This window comes from Pseudomonas pseudonitroreducens (assembly GCF_021603645.1).
Taxonomy (GTDB): Bacteria; Pseudomonadota; Gammaproteobacteria; order Pseudomonadales; family Pseudomonadaceae; genus Pseudomonas; species Pseudomonas pseudonitroreducens.
Genome location: NZ_BQHJ01000006.1, coordinates 394,727 through 412,843, shown reverse-complemented (window position 1 = coordinate 412,843; position 18,117 = coordinate 394,727). Strand labels below are relative to the sequence as shown.

The window sequence follows — 18,117 nt, the reverse complement described above, 5'->3', positions numbered from 1 at the left end:
GAAACCCGACAAAAATAATTCTCGATTGCGAAGAGATATTATTTGAGGGTCGTGTGTAGGAGCGGAATTCTCAGCCGCGGGCATTCACCGTCACCCACCAGTCCGTCCGCTTCTCCACCCGCACTGGCAGGGTCTGCGGCAGCAGGGCGAGCAGTTGGTTGGTGTCATCCAGACGGAACACGCCGGACAGGCGCAGGTCGGCCACGCTGGCATCGCAGTGCAGGTGCCCGTGTCGATAGCGAGCGATTTCAGCGAGGAAGTCGGCCAGGCGCATGTCGCGGGTGACGATCAGGCCGTCGGCCCAGGCGGCGCTGTCCATGTTGCTGCGTTCGGCCAGGAGGGCGCTGTCGCCGTTGATCTCGAAAGTCTGCCCGGACTCGGCGATCGCAGTGGTCCGGCCGCGCACGCGCGGAGCGATGGCCACCGAGCCTTCCTCGACGCTCAGGCGTGTGCTGCGCTCGTCCTGGCGCAGGACAAACCGCGTACCCAGCGCCTCGAACAGACCATCCCGGTTGCTCACCCGCAGTGGGCGTGAAGTGTCCTTCGCCGTGCTCAGGAGGATTTCGCCGCGTTCCAGGGTCAGCAGACGCTGGCTCGAGTCGAAGCGCACATTCACCGCGCTGTCGGTGTTCAGTTGCAGCACGCTGCCATCGGCCAGGGTGAAGCGCTGGCGCTCGCCCATCGCTGTGCTGAAGTCCGCCATCCAGCGTTGCCAGGGTGCGACTTCGCGGGCCAGCCATAGCGCAGAGGCGCCGACGGCGAAGGTCGAGAGCAGCTTGAGCGCCTGGCGTCGCTGCAGACGCTGAGTGGAGTTTTCCAGGGTCTCCAGCACCACCCGTGCGCCCGGTACGGCCTGGTAGCCGGCCGCCAGCTCGCTGTTCAGCGCTTGCACCCGCAGCCAGGCGATTTCGTGCTCGGGGTTGGCCTGGCGCCAGTGCTCGCAGGCGCTGAGGAGCTCGGGATCGGCATTGCCGTTGAGCCGCAGGGTCCACTGGATGGCCTGCTTCACCACCCGTGGATCGGGCGTGGCGCTGGCGCCGCTCACTCGGCGTACCGCAGCTGGTAGCAGTGGAACAGCGCCTCGGCGATGTAGCGCTCCACGGAGCGAACCGAGACGCCCAGTTCCTCGGCGATCCGCGCGTGGGGCATGCCTTCGCACTGGGCCAGCAGGAAGGCGTTGCGCACCTTCGGCTTGAGGCCGTCGAGCAGGCGGGCGATGTTCTCCAGCAACTGCAGGATGCTGTGCTGCTCTTCTGCCGACGGCACCTGCGCCTCCGGCAGATGGGCAAGGGCGTCGAGGTAGGCGCGCTCCAGCTCCTGGCGACGCCAGTGGTCGATCACCAGGCCACGGGCGACGGTGCGTAGGAACGCGCGTGGGGTGTGCAGTTCGACGCGCTCGGGTCTGAGCAATACGCGCAGGAAGGTGTCCTGGGCCAGGTCCGCGGCATCGGCGGCATTGCCCAGCCGGCCGCGAAGCCAGTTGTGCAGCCAGCCGTGATGGTCGCTGTAGAGCGACTGGACGTCGAAGGTCGAGGACATGGGCGCGCAAAGGTTACAAATGATAATTTATCGCATTTTCAACAAGGCGATGGCCATTTGCAAGATGTGTCTGAGGCTCCAGTGTTCCCTGTAGGAGCGAGCTCGCTCGCGAACTGCTTGGCACCGGAACTGCCGGGAAATCCGTTCGCGAGCAAGCTCGCTCCTACAGATCTGCGCAGTTCGTAGGATGGGTGGAGCGAAGCGATACCCATCGGCCTGATTGGCAGGACATTGATGGGTACCGCTTCGCCCCACGCCATCCTGCGGCGGCTGTCGCAGACGATTGCGGCTCGAGGAGCTGATCGTCAGCGATACCAGCGCGGGGTGTACACCCAGTCGCCACCGCCAGCACGGGGGAAGCGCCGGGTCAGCGACGAGCCGATGATCACCAGGGTGCGCATATCGACCATCTCCGGCGTCAGCTCGCCGAGGGTGACGACGCGCAGGGCCTCCGCCAGGCGACCGATGTCGCGGCCGAGCACCACCAGGGTTTCCGGGCTGCGGTGGCGGCGGACGATTTCCAGCGCGCGCCCCAACTGCCACGGTCGCGCCTTGGAGATCGGGTTGTAGAAGGCCATGGCCAGGTCGGCGGCACCGGCATGGTCGAGGCGTTTCTCGATGGTTTCCCAGGGCTTGAGGTTGTCTGACAGGGAGATCAGGCAGAAATCGTGCCCCAGCGGCGCCCCGGCCTTGGCGGCGGCGGCCAGTGCGGCGGACACGCCCGGCAGCACCTCAAGCTCCACGCCATGCCAGTGCGGGTCTTCGCTCTCGTGCAGGGCTTCCATTACCGCGGCGGCCATGGCGAATACGCCGGGGTCTCCGGAGGAAATCACCACGACGCGCCGCCCGCTGGCGGCCAGTTCGAAGGCGTGGCGGGCGCGCTGCATTTCCTCGCGATTATCCGTGCAGTGGCGCACCTGGTCTTCACGCAGGGGCTCGGCCATCTTCACGTAGGTCTCGTAGCCGAGCAGGTCCTGGGCTTCGTCCAGTGCACGGCGTACGGCGGGGATCATGAAGTCGCTGGCGCCGGGGCCGAGGCCGATCACGCTGAGCCGCCCGCGTGGCTGGCCAATGCCTTCGGCTTCAGCGGGTGTAGCGGCGCGGTGGAGGTGGAAGGAGTCGCCATGCAGCACCTCCGGCGGCAGCGTTTCATCGGGGGCGATGAAGCGCAACGGTAAACCCATCTCGGCGGCGGCGCTGGCCAGCGCCGGGTCGGCCATGCGGCAGCGTGGCGCAATTACCGCGGCCAGCGCACCTTCCGCCAGGCCCGTCTGGGCAAGGCCCTGGCGAATGCGCTCAGGTAGCTGGGAATCCACCAGCGTGACATGGGCGAGCACGACGCGCGGATGGATGCGCAGCTCGTTCTGCGCGATGCCTTCGGCGCGGGCGTCGATGCGCAAGGTGTGCGCGGCGTCTTCGGCCAGCGGCAGGTCCAGTGCGTCCAGCCATGGCGCATCGCCCTCGATGCGCAGGGTGTCGCCGCCGAGCAGGTCGGCGACGAAGCGCTTGCCCTGTTCGATATCAGCCAGGGCGTAACCTTCTGGCGGGTCGAGCAGGCAGGCGCCGAAACGCAGCTCGCCGCTGGTGGTGATCGCTGGCGCTACTTCCAGCGTGGCGGCGATCTCGCGGGCCATGCGGTTCACCCCGCCGAGCCCGCCGATCAGCGGCACCACGGCGCTGCCATCTTCGGCGACCGCCAGCACCGGTGGCTCCGCAACCTTTTCGACGAGCAGCGGGGCGAGCGTGCGGATGACGATGCCGGCAGCGCACAGGGCGATGATCGGGGTGTCGTCGCGGTAAAGCTGGCGCAGGGTATCGCCGAAGTTCGCGTAGGACTCATCGGCACCTACGACGCGGTCTTTCAGCCCCATCACGCGCGCCTGTGGATAAACGCCCTGCAGGCGCCGGGCCGTGGCCAACGCGCCCTGGCCGAGAATGACGATAGCGGCGCGCATCAACCGTTCCACCGCTGGCCGGGGATGACGATCATCGAGAAGTAGGGCGAGGCCATCGGGTCAACGTCATCCAGCGCGACGATGCGCTGCTCGCGCATGGTCGCGCGCTCGACGTAGTGCGCGCCGCCGTCACGGCCCAGCTCGCGCAGTACACGGCGGACCTTGTCGAAGTTGCGGCCGAGCTTCATCACCACGGCCGCATCGGCGTCGGCCAGGCGGTGCTTGAGTTCGTCCTCCGGCAGCACGCCGGAAAGTACCGACAGGCTCTGGTTGCGGTACACCAGCGGCACGCCGAGCACCGCCGCGCTGCCGAGCATCGAGCAGACGCCGGGCACGACTTCGGTGTCATAGCGATCCGCAAGGCGGTCGTGCAGGTACATGTAGGAGCCGTAGAAGAACGGGTCGCCCTCGCAGATCACCGCCACGTCGCGGCCGGCATCCAGATGCTCGGCCACCTGTGCGGCTGCGGTGTCGTAGAAGTCGCTGATCACCCCTTCATAGGTCAGCGGCGGCTCCAGCTTTTCGGTGGTCACCGGGTAGACCAGCGGCAGGCGTTGCTGCTCATCGAGCAGGTGCTGCTCGATGATGGCGAAGGCGTTACCGCCCTGGCCGGCGTGGTGCTTGGCCTTGGCCACGAAGTACGCGATCACCGGCGATGCACGCAGCAGGCGCAGGGCCTTGAGGGTCAGCAGTTCCGGATCACCCGGGCCGACGCCCAGGCCGATGAGGCGGCCGGTCATCACTCCACCTCCGTGGCCAGGGCGTTCACCGCTGCGGCCGCCATCGCGCTGCCGCCACGACGACCACGGACGATCACGTAGGGCACGCCACGGCTGTCGGCGGCGAGGGCGTCCTTGGACTCCATGGCACCGACGAATCCCACCGGGAAGCCGAGGATCAGTGCCGGTTTCGGTGCGCCGGCGTCGAGCATTTCCAGCAGGTAGAAGAGCGCGGTCGGCGCATTGCCGATCACCACCACGCTGCCTTCGAGGTGCTCACGCCAGTGCTCCAGCGCCACCGCCGAGCGGGTGTTGCCCAGCTCGCGAGCGAGTTCGGGGACATCGGCATTGTTGAGGGTACAGATCACTTCGTTATGCGCCGGCAGACGCGCGCGGGTGATGCCCTCGGCGACCATCCGCGCATCGCAGAGGATCGGCGCGCCAGCGGCCAGCGCTGCGCGGCCGATAGCCCCGGCGCCCTTGGAGAAGCGCAGGTCCTGCACGACGTCGACCATGCCGCAGGCATGGATTACGCGCACGGCCAGTTTCTCCAGGTCGGCAGGAATACCGCTGAGGTCGGCTTCGGCGCGGATGGTGGCGAAGGACTGGCGATAGATCGCCTGGCCGTCGCGGATGTAATCAAGCATCGGGTTGAGCTCCGGGTGCGGCCAGCAGATCGCCGGCGGCATCGAGGGAAAGGTTGCGCGCCAGCGGCAGGCCGAAGCCGGCCACGCCATCGGCGCGACGGAACAGGTCATAGCGGCCGTCGGCGACGGCCAGCAGGGTGTAGGGGGCGACGTGGGCGGCGGCGCAGGAGCGCGGGCAGCCGCACAGGTGCACGCCGGCCGGCGGCGCATGGCGCAGGCGCTCGGCCAGGCGCAAGGCATCGGCCTTGGTATCGGCCAGCCCACGCGCGCAACCGCTGGAGCCGCTGCAGGCGATGAGACGGGACAGCGGTTGCGCGGCATCGACCAGCAGGCCGAGGTTGGCCAGCGCACCGAGCACGACGGCGGCATCGGCTTGCGCCACGTTGGGGAGGATCAGGCTTTGCCAGGGGGTCAGGCGCAGCTGTCCGCCGCTGAAGCGCTCGGCGAGTTCTGCCAGGCCGAACAGCGTGGTGCTGTCGAGACGTCCGAGGACGAATCCCGCGCCGACCATGACGCGTTCCGGTTGGCGCTGAGGCTGAATCCCCAGATGGCCGAAAGCATTCGGTGCAGGACGTCGCCAGTTATCCACAGCCGGCCCGAGACGCAGCGTGAAGGGCAGGCGCTGCTGCAGGCGCTCCAGCAGCACTTCGTCGCGAAGCATCGCTTGCAGGTGGCGCATGCGTGTCTGGCCATCGCCGGCGAGATCGAGGAACAGGTGCAGCAGGGTTTCCACCAGTTGCGGCACCTGCTCGGCGGAGACGGCGGCGAGGGCGGGGCGGTCGCTCTCGCGCTGCGGCGGGCAACCGGCCAGGCCGAAGGCGAACAGTGGCGTCGCGTTGTCTGCGATGGCCGACAGCCAGATATCGTTGGGGTGGTCCAGCATCGCCAGCGCCTCGCCGGCATCCAGCTGGATGCCGAACTTGGGTGACAGACCATGGAGGCGCGGGGTGCGCTCCAGCAGGTCGAGCAGTTGGCGGGCCAGCGGGGTCGCATCGAAAGTGCTGCAGGCGTCCAGGCCCAGGGCCGGGCTGACCAGCAGGTTGCGCACGTCATCCGCTGCCAGCTCCCGCGGGCCGAGTCCAGCGGCCAGCAGTTCGCGGCTCAACGCATTCTCGGCGCCGGCCTGCACACCACGAATCTGCAGGTTGGCGCGGTTGGTCGCTTCCAGCACGCCAGCGGCATGCCGCTCGGCGGCCAGGGCGATGGCGCGTGCGGCGCCGGCGTCGAATTGCCCGCAGGGCAGCTTGATGCGGCAGATGCCGCCATCGCGGGAGGCCACGATGCGCAGCAGGCCGGGGCAGGCATGCGGGCGGACGGGCAGGGCTGAGGAGTCTTGCACTGAGGTCACCAGGGCTGGGTCGCGGTGACCTGCGAATCCCCCATAGGGGGACTTCACGACACCGATACACCCCGCTCGATGTCTGCACGCGCGACTGGTTTCGTCGGCAGGTCTCCTGGCTGGCAGGTCCTCATCCAGCGCGGCCTTCCCGGTTGCCCAGTGGCCTGGCCGGCGGCACGGAACGCTGTTCTCGTGTCGCCGCATTGCGCGGACTCGCTGCTTACAGTTGCGGGGGCAGCCACGGCTTAACCGTGTTCCCTCTTCGGCTCTGGGAAACCTCACCACGAAAGGCGAAGCGTCCTACGAGCACCGACGAAGCGGGTATTATGCCTGCTTTGCCCGAAGGCAGGAAAAGCCTGCCCGTCGGATCGATCGTCGCACCCCTGAGGACATTTCATGACGCCCTGGCTGACCATCGTCGGCATCGGCGAGGACGGTTATGCCGGCCTCGGCAAGGCCGCACGCCGCGCCCTGCTTGCCGCCAGCGAAGTGATTGGCGCACCGCGCCAGCTGGAGCTGCTGCCGCACTGCCTGGGCGCCCGCCGCCAGGCCTGGCCGAGCCCGTTCAGCCTGGAACCGGTGCTGCGCCGGCGCGGCGAGCCGACCTGCGTCCTGGCCAGCGGTGATCCAATGCTGTTCGGCGTTGGCGCGAGCCTTGCCCGTCAGATTCCGCCCGCGGAAATGCTCGTGCTTAGCGCGCCGTCCTCCGCCTCGCTCGCCGCCGCGCGAATGGGCTGGGCGTTGCAGGACTGCACGCTGCTGTCGCTGGTGGCGCGGCCGTTGGCCGCACTCAACGCGCAGATCCACGACGGTACGAAGCTGCTGATCCTCAGCAATGATGGCGACAGCCCGGCGGCCATCGCCGCGCTGCTGCGCGAGCGGGGCTTCGGTGCAAGTCGCCTCAGCGTGCTGGAGCACCTGGGTGGCGAGGCGGAGCGCCGCATCGATGGGCTCGCCAGCGACTGGTCGCAGAGCGAGACCGCTGCGCTGAACCTGGTGGCTGTGCAGTGCGTTGCCGGCATGGGCGCGGTTCGTCTGCCACTGACCACCGGCCTGCCTGACGACGCTTACCGCCATGACGGCCAACTGACCAAACGCGATGTGCGCGCCGTGACCCTGGCGCGGCTGGCGCCGAAGCCCGGCGAGCTGCTCTGGGACGTCGGCGCCGGCTGCGGCTCCATCGGCATCGAATGGATGCGTGCGCATCCGAGCTGCCGCACGCTGGCCATCGAAGCCAACGAAGGGCGCCAGGAGCACATCCGCTTCAATCGCGATGCCCTCGGCGTACCGGCGCTGCAATTGGTTTGCGGCGCCGCGCCGGAGGCGTTGCAGGGGCTGGAGCGCCCGGACGCGATCTTCATCGGCGGCGGTGTCACCCTGCCCGGCATCTTCGAGCACTGCTGGGAGCAACTGAAGCCCGGTGGCCGGCTGGTCGCCAATGCCGTGACCCTGCAGAGCGAGGCGGCGCTGGTGAGCTGGCGCGAGCGCGTGGGTGGCGAGCTGACCCGTCTGTCGGTATCACAGGCGCAACCGCTCGGCGGCTTCGATACCTGGCGCGCGGCGTTGCCGATCACCCTGCTGGAAGTCTGGAAGGAATGAAGCGTTTTTCGTACCGCGACTGCATGGGTATCGCTTCGCTCCACCCATCCTACGATGCTGCTCGTTATGCGTGACGAGACGCCCGAAGAACCCCGCCCGCTGCGCAGCGGCTACACCACCGGCAGTTGCGCTACCGCCACCAGCCTCGCCGCAGCGCGCCTGTTGCTCACCGGCGAAGTGCTGGATGCCGCGCAGATCGTCCTGCCGAAAGAACGCAACGCGACGCTGCGCCTGGAGTTCTGCCGGCGCACCGCCGAGGGGGCTGAAGCCGGTACGCTGAAGGATGCCGGTGATGACCCGGACGTGACCCACGGTGCGCTGGTCTTCGCTCGCGTGACGCTGGGCGTCGAGCCCGGCGTGCGCTTCCATGCCGGCGTTGGCGTCGGCACGGTCACCAAACCGGGGTTGGTCCTGCCGGTGGGCGAGCCGGCGATCAACCCGGTGCCGCGCCAGATGATGCGCGACAACCTCGCGGCACTGGCGGCCGAGTGCGGCTATGCCGGTGGCTTCGAGGTCACCATTAACGTAGAGGGCGGCGCCGAGCTGGCGCTGAAGACCATGAATCCGCGCCTGGGCATCCTTGGCGGCCTGTCGATCCTCGGCACCACCGGCATCGTCCGGCCGTTCTCCTGCTCGGCTTACATCGCCTCGATCCAGCAGGGCATCGATGTCGCCCGTGCCAACGGCTTCCGTCATCTCGCCGCCTGCACCGGCAACGCCAGCGAGGACGCCATGCGCCGTCGCTACGGTTTCGACGATACCGCGCTGATCGAGATGGGCGACTTCGCTGGCGCCGCGCTCAAGCACCTGCGCAAGGGGCCGGTGGCGCGCTTCAGCGTCTGCGGTGGCTTCGGCAAGATCAGCAAGCTCGCCGCCGGCCACATGGACCTGCACAGCCGTCACTCCAGCATCGACCTGCCACAGCTGGCCGAGTGGGCCGCGGAAGTCGGCGCTTCGGCGGACCTGCAGCAGCGCATGCGCGAGGCCAACACCAGCCAGCAGGCGCTGGCGTTGTGCCGCGGGGAGGGCGTCGCCCTGGGCGATGCAGTCTGTGCCCGTGCACTGGCCATTGCCCGGCGCATCGTGCCGGCCGACGTACAACTGGAAGTCTTCGCCATCGACCGCCAGGGCAACCTGGTGGGCGAGGCGCTGGAGGCGCGATGAAGCGCATATTGCTGCTGGGCGGAATCGGAGAGGCACTGAGCATTGCGCGCCGTCTGGGGCCTCAACACCTGTACAGCCTCGCCGGTCTGGGCAAGGTGCCGGATGGTCTGGCCTGCGAGGTACGCGTCGGTGGATACGGCGGTGCCGAAGGTCTTGGCCAGTTTATCCACGAGCAGGGCTTCGACCTGCTGCTCGACGCCACCCATCCCTATGCCGCGCAGATCAGCGCCAACGCTGCCCGCGCCGCGCAACTGGCTGGCGTGCCCTGTTGGGCGCTGCGTCGCCCCGGCTGGCAGGCTGGGGCAAGAGACGACTGGCGTGAGGTCGCCGACTGGCCTGTGTTGATCGAGGCACTCAAGAATTTCCGCCGTCCGCTGTTCACGATGGGGCGCGAGCCGCTGGAGCACCTGGACGAGATTCCCGCACACCAGCACTGGACCGTGCGCTGTCTGCAAAGCCAGCCTGGCACCGCGCGCGCTGAAGTGCTCGGCGCGCGCGGCCCGTTCACCCTGGAGGGCGAGCGCGAGTTGTTCAATCGTCTGGGCACCGACGTGCTGGTCAGCAAGAACAGCGGTAGCCAGGCCACCGAGCCGAAGCTGCAGGTCGCCCGCGAGCGCGGCGTGCCAGTGCTGATTCTGGCGCGGCCATTGCTGCCCGCGGTGGATTGCGAGTTCGACAGCATCGACTCGCTGTGGGCTGCCTTGGAGGGTCGCCTTTTGTAGGAGCGAGCTTGCTCGCGAACCCATCGGCCTTCTCCGAGCCGCCAGTGCTTCTGCCACTGAGCCACGAGGAAGGCTCTGTGGGGCGACCTGTTCCGGGGAGTTCACCGCTTCGTAGTGGTTCGCGAGCAAGCTCGCTCCTACAGCTGTAGCGTCTCTTCTCCGCCGGCGCACCTGGCTCTATGCTGGGCCCCGGTTTTCACAGGGAGTGACACCATGCTGCGTATCCTCGGACGCGCTTCATCGATCAACGTGCGCAAGGTGCTTTGGGCCTGCGCCGAACTGAACCTGCCCTACGAGCGGGAAGACTGGGGCACGGGCTTCCGCTCCACTGCTTCGGCGGAATTCATCGCGCTCAACCCCAACGCCATGGTGCCGGTCCTCGTCGACGGCGACTTCGTGCTCTGGGAATCCAACGCCATCTGCAGCTACCTCGCCACCCAGTACCCGCGGGGCGAATTGCTGCCGACCTCGCCGCGCGAGCGGGCGCTGGTGGAACAATGGATGGGCTGGCAGGCCACCGAACTGAACAACGCCTGGCGCTATGCGTTCATGGCCCGCGTACGCAACAGCCCCAGCCATACCGACGAATCCGCCATCGCCCTGAGCGAGGCGCAGTGGAACCACTGCATGGCCCTGCTGGACCGACAACTGCAGCGTACTGGCAGCTATGTCACCGGGGCCTGTTTCAGCCTTGCCGATGTCGTGCTCGGCCTGTCGGTAAACCGCTGGTACCTGACGCCCATGCAGCGCCCGGAACTGCTCGCAGTCGCCGCCTACTACGAGCGGCTGAGCGAGCGACCGGGGTTCCTGTTGCATGGGCGCAATGGGGAACCTTGAGATGAGCGGAAATCGGTGCCAGGGGACGACCCTCACCCCAGGCCTCTCCCTGGGGGAGAAGGGGGCGTTTTGAGTGGGGCAATGTATCGGCGTTAGCCGGCGAACGTTGTTCGAGCAGAGCGCACAGGACTGTTCCCTCTCCCTCTGGGAGAGGGCTAGGGTGAGGGGCTCTTGGTGACTCTTGGTGACTCACGCAGGGAGTTCACCAATAGGCCGATACTCCGCGCCCAGTTCCTGCGCCAGTTTTTCCGCACGGCCAAGCCGCACCGCGCCACCCTCGATATCCACCACCAGCGCCGGGCAAGCCAGCGGCTGCAATGCCGGCCAGTCGCGCAGGCGGCCATCTGTGAGTACCAGCAGGCGCTGGCGCTCGCCCGGTTTCTGTCGCTGGCGCTTGTCCAGCCACTCGCGGGCTTGCTCAAGCGCCTCGATCAGCGGCGTGCCGCCGCCAGCGCCGAGTTGCTCCAGCCACTCCTGCAATTGAGCAGAGGCCTTCTGGCCCTGCCACAGCCAGCGCGCTTGCGCGCCGGTAGCGTGCAGCACGGCGAGGCGCGCGCGTCGGCGATAGGCCTGTTCGAAAGTGTCGGCCAGCAGCCCCTTGGCCTGGGCGAGGGCGCCGTGGCGGCGGGTGCTGGCAGAGGCGTCGACGATCACCAGCCAGAGTTCACCGGGCTTGCGGCTGCGGGCGCGCAGTACCAGCTCGGCGCGGCATTGCGGGCGGCCGTTGCGCAGGGTCGCGGGCCAGTCGATTCGGCCGTGCGCGCCCGGCTGGCGGGCGCCGCTGCGGCCGCCGGCGAGCTGGCCGGGTCGGGGGTTGGCATCCGCGCCTGGGGCCGGGCGCGGGCGGATGCTCAGGGCTTTTTTGGCCAGCCCGCCAGTTGCCGACGCTCGCCCACGGCGACGCTCTGGGCGGGGAGTTCACCCCACTGGCCTTCGCCGTTGGAGGCTTTGGACTGCGCTTGTGCCTGGCTGGGCGAAGACTGCGGAGGTGTGGCTGATTGCGCTGGTGCATGCCGGCGACGATGGGCGAGGGCGAAGTGCTCCACTGCATCGATATCCTGCTGCTCGATGACGCTGGCGCCGCGCCAGGCTGCATGGGCACGGGCTGCGCGCAACCAGACCAGGTCGGCGCGCAAACCATCGACGCCGGCGGCGTGGCAGCGCTCGGCGATCTCGTTCAATGCAGCATCATCCAGCGCAATCGCGGCAAGGCTCTGCCGGGCATCGATGCAGCGCTGTTGCAGTGCCTGTTGCGCACCTTGCCATTGAATGAGGAAGGCCTGCGCATCGGCATCAAAGGCCAGCCGGCGGCGAACGATCTCGGCGCGCTCGGTCGGCGCCGGGGTGCCGTGCAGTTGCACCTTGAGGCCGAAGCGGTCCAGTAGCTGCGGGCGCAGTTCGCCTTCCTCGGGGTTCATCGTGCCGATCAGCACGAAGCGCGCCGGGTGGCTGTGGGACAGGCCGTCGCGTTCGATCAGGTTGACCCCGCTGGCGGCCACGTCGAGCAGAAGGTCGACGAGGTGGTCAGGCAGCAGGTTCACTTCATCCACATAGAGCACACCACCGTGTGCGTGAGCCAGCACGCCGGGGGAGAACTGCGCGCGGCCTTCGCCCAGCGCCGCGTCCAGGTCGAGGGTGCCGACGATGCGTTCCTCGCTGGCGCCCAGCGGCAGGGTGACGAAGCGCCCGCCGTCCAGCAGGTCGGCGACACCGCGCGCCAGGGTGGACTTGGCCATCCCGCGCGGCCCTTCGATCAGCACGCCGCCAATGGCGGGGTCGATGGCCGCCAGGCACAGGGCCAGCTTCAGCTCATCGGCGCCGACGACGGCGGCCAGGGGGAAGTGGGGAAGGGCGCTCATGGGGGATTTCCTGCGGATTTCGTCCGTGCATGGTAGCGAACCGGGCGCAGGAGGTGCGACCAATGTCCATCGGAACGATAGAGCCAAGTCATTGATCGGCACGCCGCGATGCAGTAACTTGGTCCCACTTCCACGGAGAACATCATGCCGTCCAGCCTGTCCATCCAGTCCCTCGCCCGCCTCGGTGCCATCGGCTCCGTGGTCGCTCGCGCGCAGGTCCTGGCCGCTGCTGCCGGTTATTTCTTCTATGGGTATTGGTTTAGCCAAAGGCGCGCCTGATACCCCACAGGCGCCCTAGCAAGCAGGGTCGCCAACCAGACAGTTTCCCAAAACCCCGGTCGGCAACCCGACCGGGGTTTTTGTTTTTCAAAGCCCACAAGGCCCAACGCATTGCAACGAGCGAAAACGCTCAGACCGAGGATCGACACATGACCGCCTATACCACCGACTACCGCTATTACCGCAACTCCGACTGGCGATTTAGCAGCGCGCTGCGTGCCACCCAACGAGCCTTGCCACGAACACTTAGATAGAGCGCCGAGCGCGGAACGACCACCGCGCCGGCCAAGGATGCCAGTCAGATGAACGCTTCCACCTCCACCCTGATCCGCCAAGCACACGCAGCCACCGCCGAAGTCCTCGACCTGCCGCTGCCCTCCGCTCGTCGCCGCGAACAACCGCTGCCGAGCCCCGCCGAACTGCGTCAGCACCTGCCGTTGTCCGCTGCCATGGCCCACCGCGTCCGCGAAGGCCGCGACGCGATCCGCGCCGTACTCGATGGCCGCGACCCACGCCTGCTGGTAGTGATCGGCCCCTGCTCGCTGCACGACCCTGTCTCCGCCCTCGAATACGCCGACCGCCTCGCCGAACTCGCCCCGCAAGTGAGCGACCAGCTGCTGCTGGTGATGCGCGCCTACGTCGAGAAACCGCGCACCACCATCGGCTGGAAAGGCCTGGTCTACGACCCGCAGCTGGACGGCAGCGGCGACATGGCCGGCGGCCTGGAGCTGTCGCGCCGGCTGATGCTGGGCATGCTCGAACGCGGCCTGCCGGTCGCCACCGAACTGCTGCAACCGCTGGTGGCCGGCTACTTCGACGACCTGCTGGGCTGGGCCGCCATTGGTGCGCGTACCAGCGAATCCCAGGTGCATCGCGAGATGGTCAGTGGTCTCGATCTGCCGGTGGGCTTCAAGAACGGCACCGATGGCAGCATCGGCATCGCCACCGACGCCATGCGCTCGGCAGCGCACCCGCACCAGCACTTCGGCATCGATGCGCAGGGCCGACCTTCGCTGGTGCAGACCCAGGGCAACCCGGACACCCATCTGGTGCTGCGCGGTGGGCACGCCGGGCCGAACTTCGATGTGGCCAGCGTGCAGCAGATTCGCAAGGGGCTGGAGAAGCTCGGTCTCGACTCGAGCATCATGGTCGATTGCAGCCACGCCAACAGCGGCAAGGACCCGCTGCGCCAACCGGCGGTACTGGACAGCGTGCTCGACCAGCGCCTGGCCGGCGACGGCTCGCTGCGCGGCGTGATGCTGGAGAGCCACCTGTTCGACGGCTGCCAGCCGCTGTCCGGCGAGCTGCGCTACGGTGTTTCGATCACCGACGGCTGCCTGGGCTGGAGCGGCACCGAGGCGCTGCTGCTGAACGCGGCGGAGCGGCTGCGCCGGGGCTGAGGCTCTTCCTGCAGGAGCGAGCTTGCTCGCGAACATGGCCCCGCAGCGGTGGCGGGTTCGCGAGCAAGGACTAGGTGTCCCCTCGGTCCCGCAAGATCAAAAGCCCCTCACCCTAACCCTCTCCCGCAAGCGGGAGAGGGGACTGACCGGTGCAGGATGAAACGATGGCGTCAGCTGGCACGATCTGCTCCCTCTCCCTCCGGGAGAGGGCTGGGGTGAGGGGATGCATTCGCGCGGAAACGCAGGTTTCTTCGATGGCGCGCGCCCTCACCGCTCCTCGCTATCCACCAGCAGATTCTCCAGCGTCTCGCGGTATTCCCCCGGCTCTTCCCACAACCTGCGCTGCTGCGCTTCCACCAGGCGCTCGGCGATATCGCGCAGGGCTTCGGGGTTGTGCTGGCGGATGAACTCGCGGGTGTCGTCGTCCAGCAGGTAGGCGTCGGCCAGCAGGCAGTACTGGTGGTCGTCGACCAGTTCGCTGGTGGCGTCGAAGGCGAACAGGTAGTCCACCGTCGCTGCCAGTTCGAAGGCGCCCTTGTAGCCGTGGCGCTTCATGCCGGCGATCCATTTCGGGTTCACCGCGCGCGCGCGCACCACGCGGCCCAATTCTTCCTTCAGGGTGCGGATGCGCGGGTTGTCCGGCTGGCTATGATCGCCGTGGTAGCTGGAAAGTGATTGCCCCTGGATGACCTCGGCGGCGGCGAGCATGCCGCCCTGGAACTGGTAGTAGTCGTTGGAATCGAGGATGTCGTGCTCGCGGTTGTCCTGGTTGTGCAGCACCGCCTGCAGGCCGGACAGGCGCTGGGCGAAGCGCTCGCGCGCCGGGGTGCCGTCATCGCCGGCACCGTAGGCGTAGCCGCCCCAGTTCAGGTAGGCCTCGGCCAGGTCGGCGCGGCTGTCCCACTGGCGCGACTCGATCACGCCCTGCACGCCTGCGCCATATGCGCCGGGTTGTGCACCGAAGATGCGCCAGCCTGCCTGGCGGCGGGCTTCGGCGCTTTCCAGACCTTCGCTCAGCAGGCGTGCCTGATCGGCGCGCACCCGGGCGGCCAGCGGGTTCAGATCGTCCGGTTCGTCCAGCGCGGCGACCGCCTGCACGGCGGCGTCGAACAGGCGGATCAGGTTGGCGAAGGCATCGCGGAAGAAGCCGGACACCCGCAGCGTCACGTCCACCCGCGGGCGGTCGAGCAGGCTGATCGGCAGGATCTCGAAATCCTCCACGCGCTGGCTGCCGGCCTGCCACACCGGGCGCACGCCGAGCAGCGCGAGTGCCTGGGCGATATCGTCGCCGCCGGTGCGCATGGTCGCCGTGCCCCACACCGACAGGCCGAGCTGGCGCAGGTGGTCGCCGTGGTCCTGCAGGTGGCGTTCGAGCAGGCGGCTGGCGGATTGGAAGCCGAGGCGGAAGGCGGTGGGCGTGGGCAGGTTGCGCACGTCGACGGTGAAGAAGTTGCGCCCGGTGGGCAGCACGTCGACCCGCCCGCGACTGGGCGCGCCGCTGGGGCCGGGCGGGACGAAGCGGCCGGCGAGGCCGGCGAGCAGGTGGCCGATCTCGCTGGCGCCGCAGGCGTCGAGGGTGGGCGCGATCTGCTGGTGCAGTTGCGCGAGGACCGCCGCGCTGGCGTCTCCGGGAGCGCTGGCCGAGCCTTCGATCAGGCGCAGGGCGAATAGCTCCAGGCGCTCGCGGGTGTCGCCGTTGCTGCGCCAGGGTTCGTCGCTGACGGCGCTCAGCACATCAGGGCGCGGACCTTCCCACGGCTCGGCGAAAGCTTCGTCCAGCGGGTCGCGGCCCAGCTTCAGGTCTTCGCTCAGCGCCCGCAGCAGGCTGGCGTTGCCGCCGCGTCCGTCGCCGCGTGGAATGCGCACCAGCGACAGCAGTGTGTCGCGGCGCAACTCGCCCACCGGTGATTCGCCGAACACATGTAGGCCATCGCGAATCTGTGATTCCTTGAGGTCGCAGAGGTAGGCGTCCAGCTGCGGCAGCCAGCTTTCCGGGTCGTCGCTCAACTGCAAGCCCAGCTCGCGGTCCAGCGCGGTATCGCGCACCAGCGTGAGGATGTCGCCACGCAGTTCGCTGGCGCGGCGCGGGTCAAGCAGGGAGGCGTCGTAGTACTCGTCGGCCAGGCGCTCGAGGTCGCGCAGCGGGCCGTAGTTTTCCGCACGGGTCAGCGGCGGCATCAGGTGGTCGATGATCACCGCCTGGGCGCGGCGCTTGGCCTGTGCGCCTTCGCCGGGGTCGTTGACGATGAACGGGTAGAGGTTCGGCAGCGGGCCGAGGATCGCATCCGGCCAGCACTCCTCGGAGAGCCCGACGCCCTTGCCCGGCAGCCATTCCAGGTTGCCATGCTTGCCGACGTGGATCACTGCGTCGGCGCCGAACACTTCGCGCAGCCAGAAGTAGAAGGCGAGGTAGCCGTGGGGCGGCACCAGCGACGGATCGTGGTAGATCGCCGCCGCGTCCAGCTGGTAGCCACGCGCCGGCTGGATGCCGACGAAGCCGAGGCCGAAGCGCAGGCCGGCAACCATCATCCGCCCGCTGCGGAACATCGGGTCCTGCTGCGGTTCGCCCCAGCGCTCGCGCACGGCTTGCTGGTTGGCTTCGGGCAGGCGGGCGAAGCAGGCGAGGTAGTCGTCCAGCGCGAGGCTCTGCGCGCAGGGCCGCAGGTCGAGGCTGTCGAGGTCGTTGCTGACGCCGCCGAGCAGTTGCTGGATCAGCGCGGTGCCGGAGTCGGGCAGGCCGGCCACCGGATAACCCTGGGCCTCCAGCGCACGCAGGATGTTCAATGCGGCGGCCGGCGTATCGAGGCCGACGCCATTGCCGATGCGCCCGTCGCGGGTCGGGTAGTTCGCCAGGATCAGCGCCACGCGCTTGTCGGCGTTGGCCTTGCGCGCCAGCAGCATCCAGCGCCGCGCCAGTTCGGCGACGAAATCCATGCCCGGCCGGTGCGCCAGGTAGCAGACCACGTCGCTCTGGCTGCGCTCGCTGCGCCAGGCCAGGCCCTTGAAGCTGATCGGCCGGGTGATGAGGCGGCCATCCAGCTCCGGCAGCGCGATGTGCATGGCCAGGTCGCGCGGGTCGAGGCCCTGCGGATTGGCGCGCCAGAGCTCGAGGTTGTCCAGCGAGCAGATGGCTTGCAGCACCGGCACGTCGCGGCGGAAGGGGCGCTCCTGCGGCGATTCCGGGTTCGATTGGGCGAAGCCGGTGGTGTTGATGATCAGCTCGGCGTCGGCGCTATCGAGCAGGTTTTCCACCGTCTCCAGGCAAGCGGATTCCTTGAGGCTGGCCACGGCGATAGGGAGCGGATTGATGCCCTGGGCCTGCAGGCGCTCGCAGAAGGTATCGATGAAGCCGGTGTTCGCCGCCTGCAGGTGCGTGCGATAGAACAGCAACGCGGCCACTGGGCACTCCGGGTGCCAGTCGGCCTGCCAGCGGGCGAGGTCGCAGCTGCCGGTCTGCGGGTGATAGAGCGCGACGCGGGGCAGCGTCTGCGGCTCGCTCCACGGATAGTCGCGTTGCAGGTGGCGCGTGGCGAGGCAGGCGAAAAATTGCCGGGCGTTGTCCATGCCGCCCTGGCGCAGGTACTGCCAGAGGCGCTCGGCGTCCTGCGTGGGCACATTGCACAGCGCGGCCAGTTCGGGGTCGGGCTTGTCGTCGCCGGGTACGGCGATCAGCGCGATGCCGCGTTCGGTCAGTGCCGCGAGTTGCTCCATGCCGTAGCGCCAGTAGCCGACGCCGCCATGCACCGAGATCAGGATGACTTTCGCGTGCTGCAGCACCTGGTCGACGTAGAGGTCCACCGAGGCGTGGTTCTGCAGCTGCATGGGGTTGGCCAGGCGCAGGCTCGGGTAGTCCTCCGGCAGCTCGCGGGCGGCCTCGGCGAGCAGCGCCAGGTGCGAATCGCCGCTGCAGAGAATCACCAGGTCGGCAGGCGTCTGGGCCAGGTCGGCGATGCCGTCGTCAGGAACGAAGCCGCCGGGTTGGGTGCGCAGCAGGTGCATGGGCTTGCTCGATGGTGGCTCTTCGTAGGAGCGAGCTTGCTCGCGAACATTGCCCCGCT

Annotated in this window: 15 protein-coding genes and 1 riboswitch; of the genes, 6 read left to right on the top strand and 9 right to left on the bottom strand. The window is 68.3% G+C overall.

Annotated features, from left to right (window positions below):
• Positions 1-70: 70 nt before the first annotated feature.
• The 6 genes from L6D89_RS17340 to cobG form a co-directional block, all read right to left on the bottom strand.
• Positions 71-1,045, bottom strand: coding sequence for a FecR domain-containing protein (locus L6D89_RS17340; protein WP_236200625.1), 975 nt, complete (start codon positions 1,043-1,045; stop codon positions 71-73).
• Positions 1,042-1,539 carry a sigma-70 family RNA polymerase sigma factor gene (locus L6D89_RS17335; protein WP_236200624.1) on the bottom strand — a complete coding sequence of 166 codons (498 nt, stop codon included), beginning with the start codon at positions 1,537-1,539 and terminating at the stop codon, positions 1,042-1,044. The genes L6D89_RS17340 and L6D89_RS17335 overlap by 4 nt, the downstream gene beginning before the upstream one ends.
• A 305-nt stretch (positions 1,540-1,844) precedes the next feature.
• The gene (gene cobJ / locus L6D89_RS17330) at positions 1,845-3,494 is read right to left on the bottom strand and encodes a precorrin-3B C(17)-methyltransferase (protein ID WP_236200623.1); all 1,650 of its coding nucleotides are present in this window, start codon (positions 3,492-3,494) and stop codon (positions 1,845-1,847) included.
• Positions 3,494-4,234, bottom strand: coding sequence for a precorrin-2 C(20)-methyltransferase (locus L6D89_RS17325; protein WP_236172379.1), 741 nt, complete (start codon positions 4,232-4,234; stop codon positions 3,494-3,496). The genes cobJ and L6D89_RS17325 overlap by 1 nt, the downstream gene beginning before the upstream one ends.
• Positions 4,234-4,860, bottom strand: coding sequence for a precorrin-8X methylmutase (locus L6D89_RS17320; RefSeq protein ID WP_236200622.1), 627 nt, complete (start codon positions 4,858-4,860; stop codon positions 4,234-4,236). Before L6D89_RS17320 ends, L6D89_RS17325 begins: the two co-directional genes overlap by 1 nt.
• Positions 4,853-6,208, bottom strand: a complete 1,356-nt coding sequence (gene cobG, locus L6D89_RS17315) for a precorrin-3B synthase (RefSeq protein ID WP_373874962.1) — start codon at positions 6,206-6,208, stop codon at positions 4,853-4,855. The genes L6D89_RS17320 and cobG overlap by 8 nt, the downstream gene beginning before the upstream one ends.
• Positions 6,209-6,287: 79 nt before the next feature.
• A riboswitch (cobalamin riboswitch) is annotated at positions 6,288-6,528 on the bottom strand.
• A gap of 67 nt (positions 6,529-6,595) precedes the next feature.
• Between cobG and cbiE the strand changes: the two genes are divergently transcribed.
• The 4 genes from cbiE (at position 6,596) to L6D89_RS17295 (ending at position 10,521) form a co-directional block, all read left to right on the top strand.
• Positions 6,596-7,798, top strand: coding sequence for a precorrin-6y C5,15-methyltransferase (decarboxylating) subunit CbiE (gene cbiE, locus L6D89_RS17310; RefSeq protein ID WP_236200620.1), 1,203 nt, complete (start codon positions 6,596-6,598; stop codon positions 7,796-7,798).
• Positions 7,799-7,864: 66 nt separating this feature from the next.
• Positions 7,865-8,962: a cobalt-precorrin-5B (C(1))-methyltransferase gene (locus L6D89_RS17305; protein WP_236200619.1), complete on the top strand. Its 1,098-nt coding sequence runs from the start codon at positions 7,865-7,867 to the stop codon at positions 8,960-8,962.
• A complete protein-coding gene (locus tag L6D89_RS17300) occupies positions 8,959-9,684 on the top strand; it encodes a cobalt-precorrin-6A reductase (protein WP_236200618.1) in 726 nt (241 codons plus the stop codon). The genes L6D89_RS17305 and L6D89_RS17300 overlap by 4 nt, the downstream gene beginning before the upstream one ends.
• A 213-nt stretch (positions 9,685-9,897) precedes the next feature.
• Complete coding sequence (locus L6D89_RS17295) at positions 9,898-10,521, top strand: glutathione S-transferase family protein (RefSeq protein WP_236200617.1); 624 nt, start codon at positions 9,898-9,900, stop codon at positions 10,519-10,521.
• Between the two features lie 189 nt (positions 10,522-10,710).
• Here the strand turns inward: L6D89_RS17295 and L6D89_RS17290 are convergent, their stop codons facing one another.
• Both L6D89_RS17290 and L6D89_RS17285 read right to left on the bottom strand, forming a co-directional pair.
• Positions 10,711-11,370: a vWA domain-containing protein gene (locus L6D89_RS17290; RefSeq protein WP_236200643.1), complete on the bottom strand. Its 660-nt coding sequence runs from the start codon at positions 11,368-11,370 to the stop codon at positions 10,711-10,713.
• Between the two features lie 2 nt (positions 11,371-11,372).
• On the bottom strand, positions 11,373-12,380 hold the full coding sequence (locus L6D89_RS17285; RefSeq protein ID WP_236200616.1) for a magnesium chelatase ATPase subunit I: 1,008 nt from the start codon (positions 12,378-12,380) through the stop codon (positions 11,373-11,375).
• A 144-nt stretch (positions 12,381-12,524) separates the two neighbouring features.
• Between L6D89_RS17285 and L6D89_RS32620 the strand changes: the two genes are divergently transcribed.
• Positions 12,525-12,659 carry a hypothetical protein gene (locus tag L6D89_RS32620; RefSeq protein WP_256205205.1) on the top strand — a complete coding sequence of 45 codons (135 nt, stop codon included), beginning with the start codon at positions 12,525-12,527 and terminating at the stop codon, positions 12,657-12,659.
• 302 nt (positions 12,660-12,961) lie between these two features.
• The gene (locus tag L6D89_RS17280) at positions 12,962-14,059 is read left to right on the top strand and encodes a 3-deoxy-7-phosphoheptulonate synthase (protein ID WP_236200615.1); all 1,098 of its coding nucleotides are present in this window, start codon (positions 12,962-12,964) and stop codon (positions 14,057-14,059) included.
• A gap of 267 nt (positions 14,060-14,326) precedes the next feature.
• Here the strand turns inward: L6D89_RS17280 and cobN are convergent, their stop codons facing one another.
• Positions 14,327-18,058, bottom strand: coding sequence for a cobaltochelatase subunit CobN (gene cobN, locus L6D89_RS17275; RefSeq protein ID WP_236200614.1), 3,732 nt, complete (start codon positions 18,056-18,058; stop codon positions 14,327-14,329).
• Between the last annotated feature and the right edge of the window lie 59 nt (positions 18,059-18,117).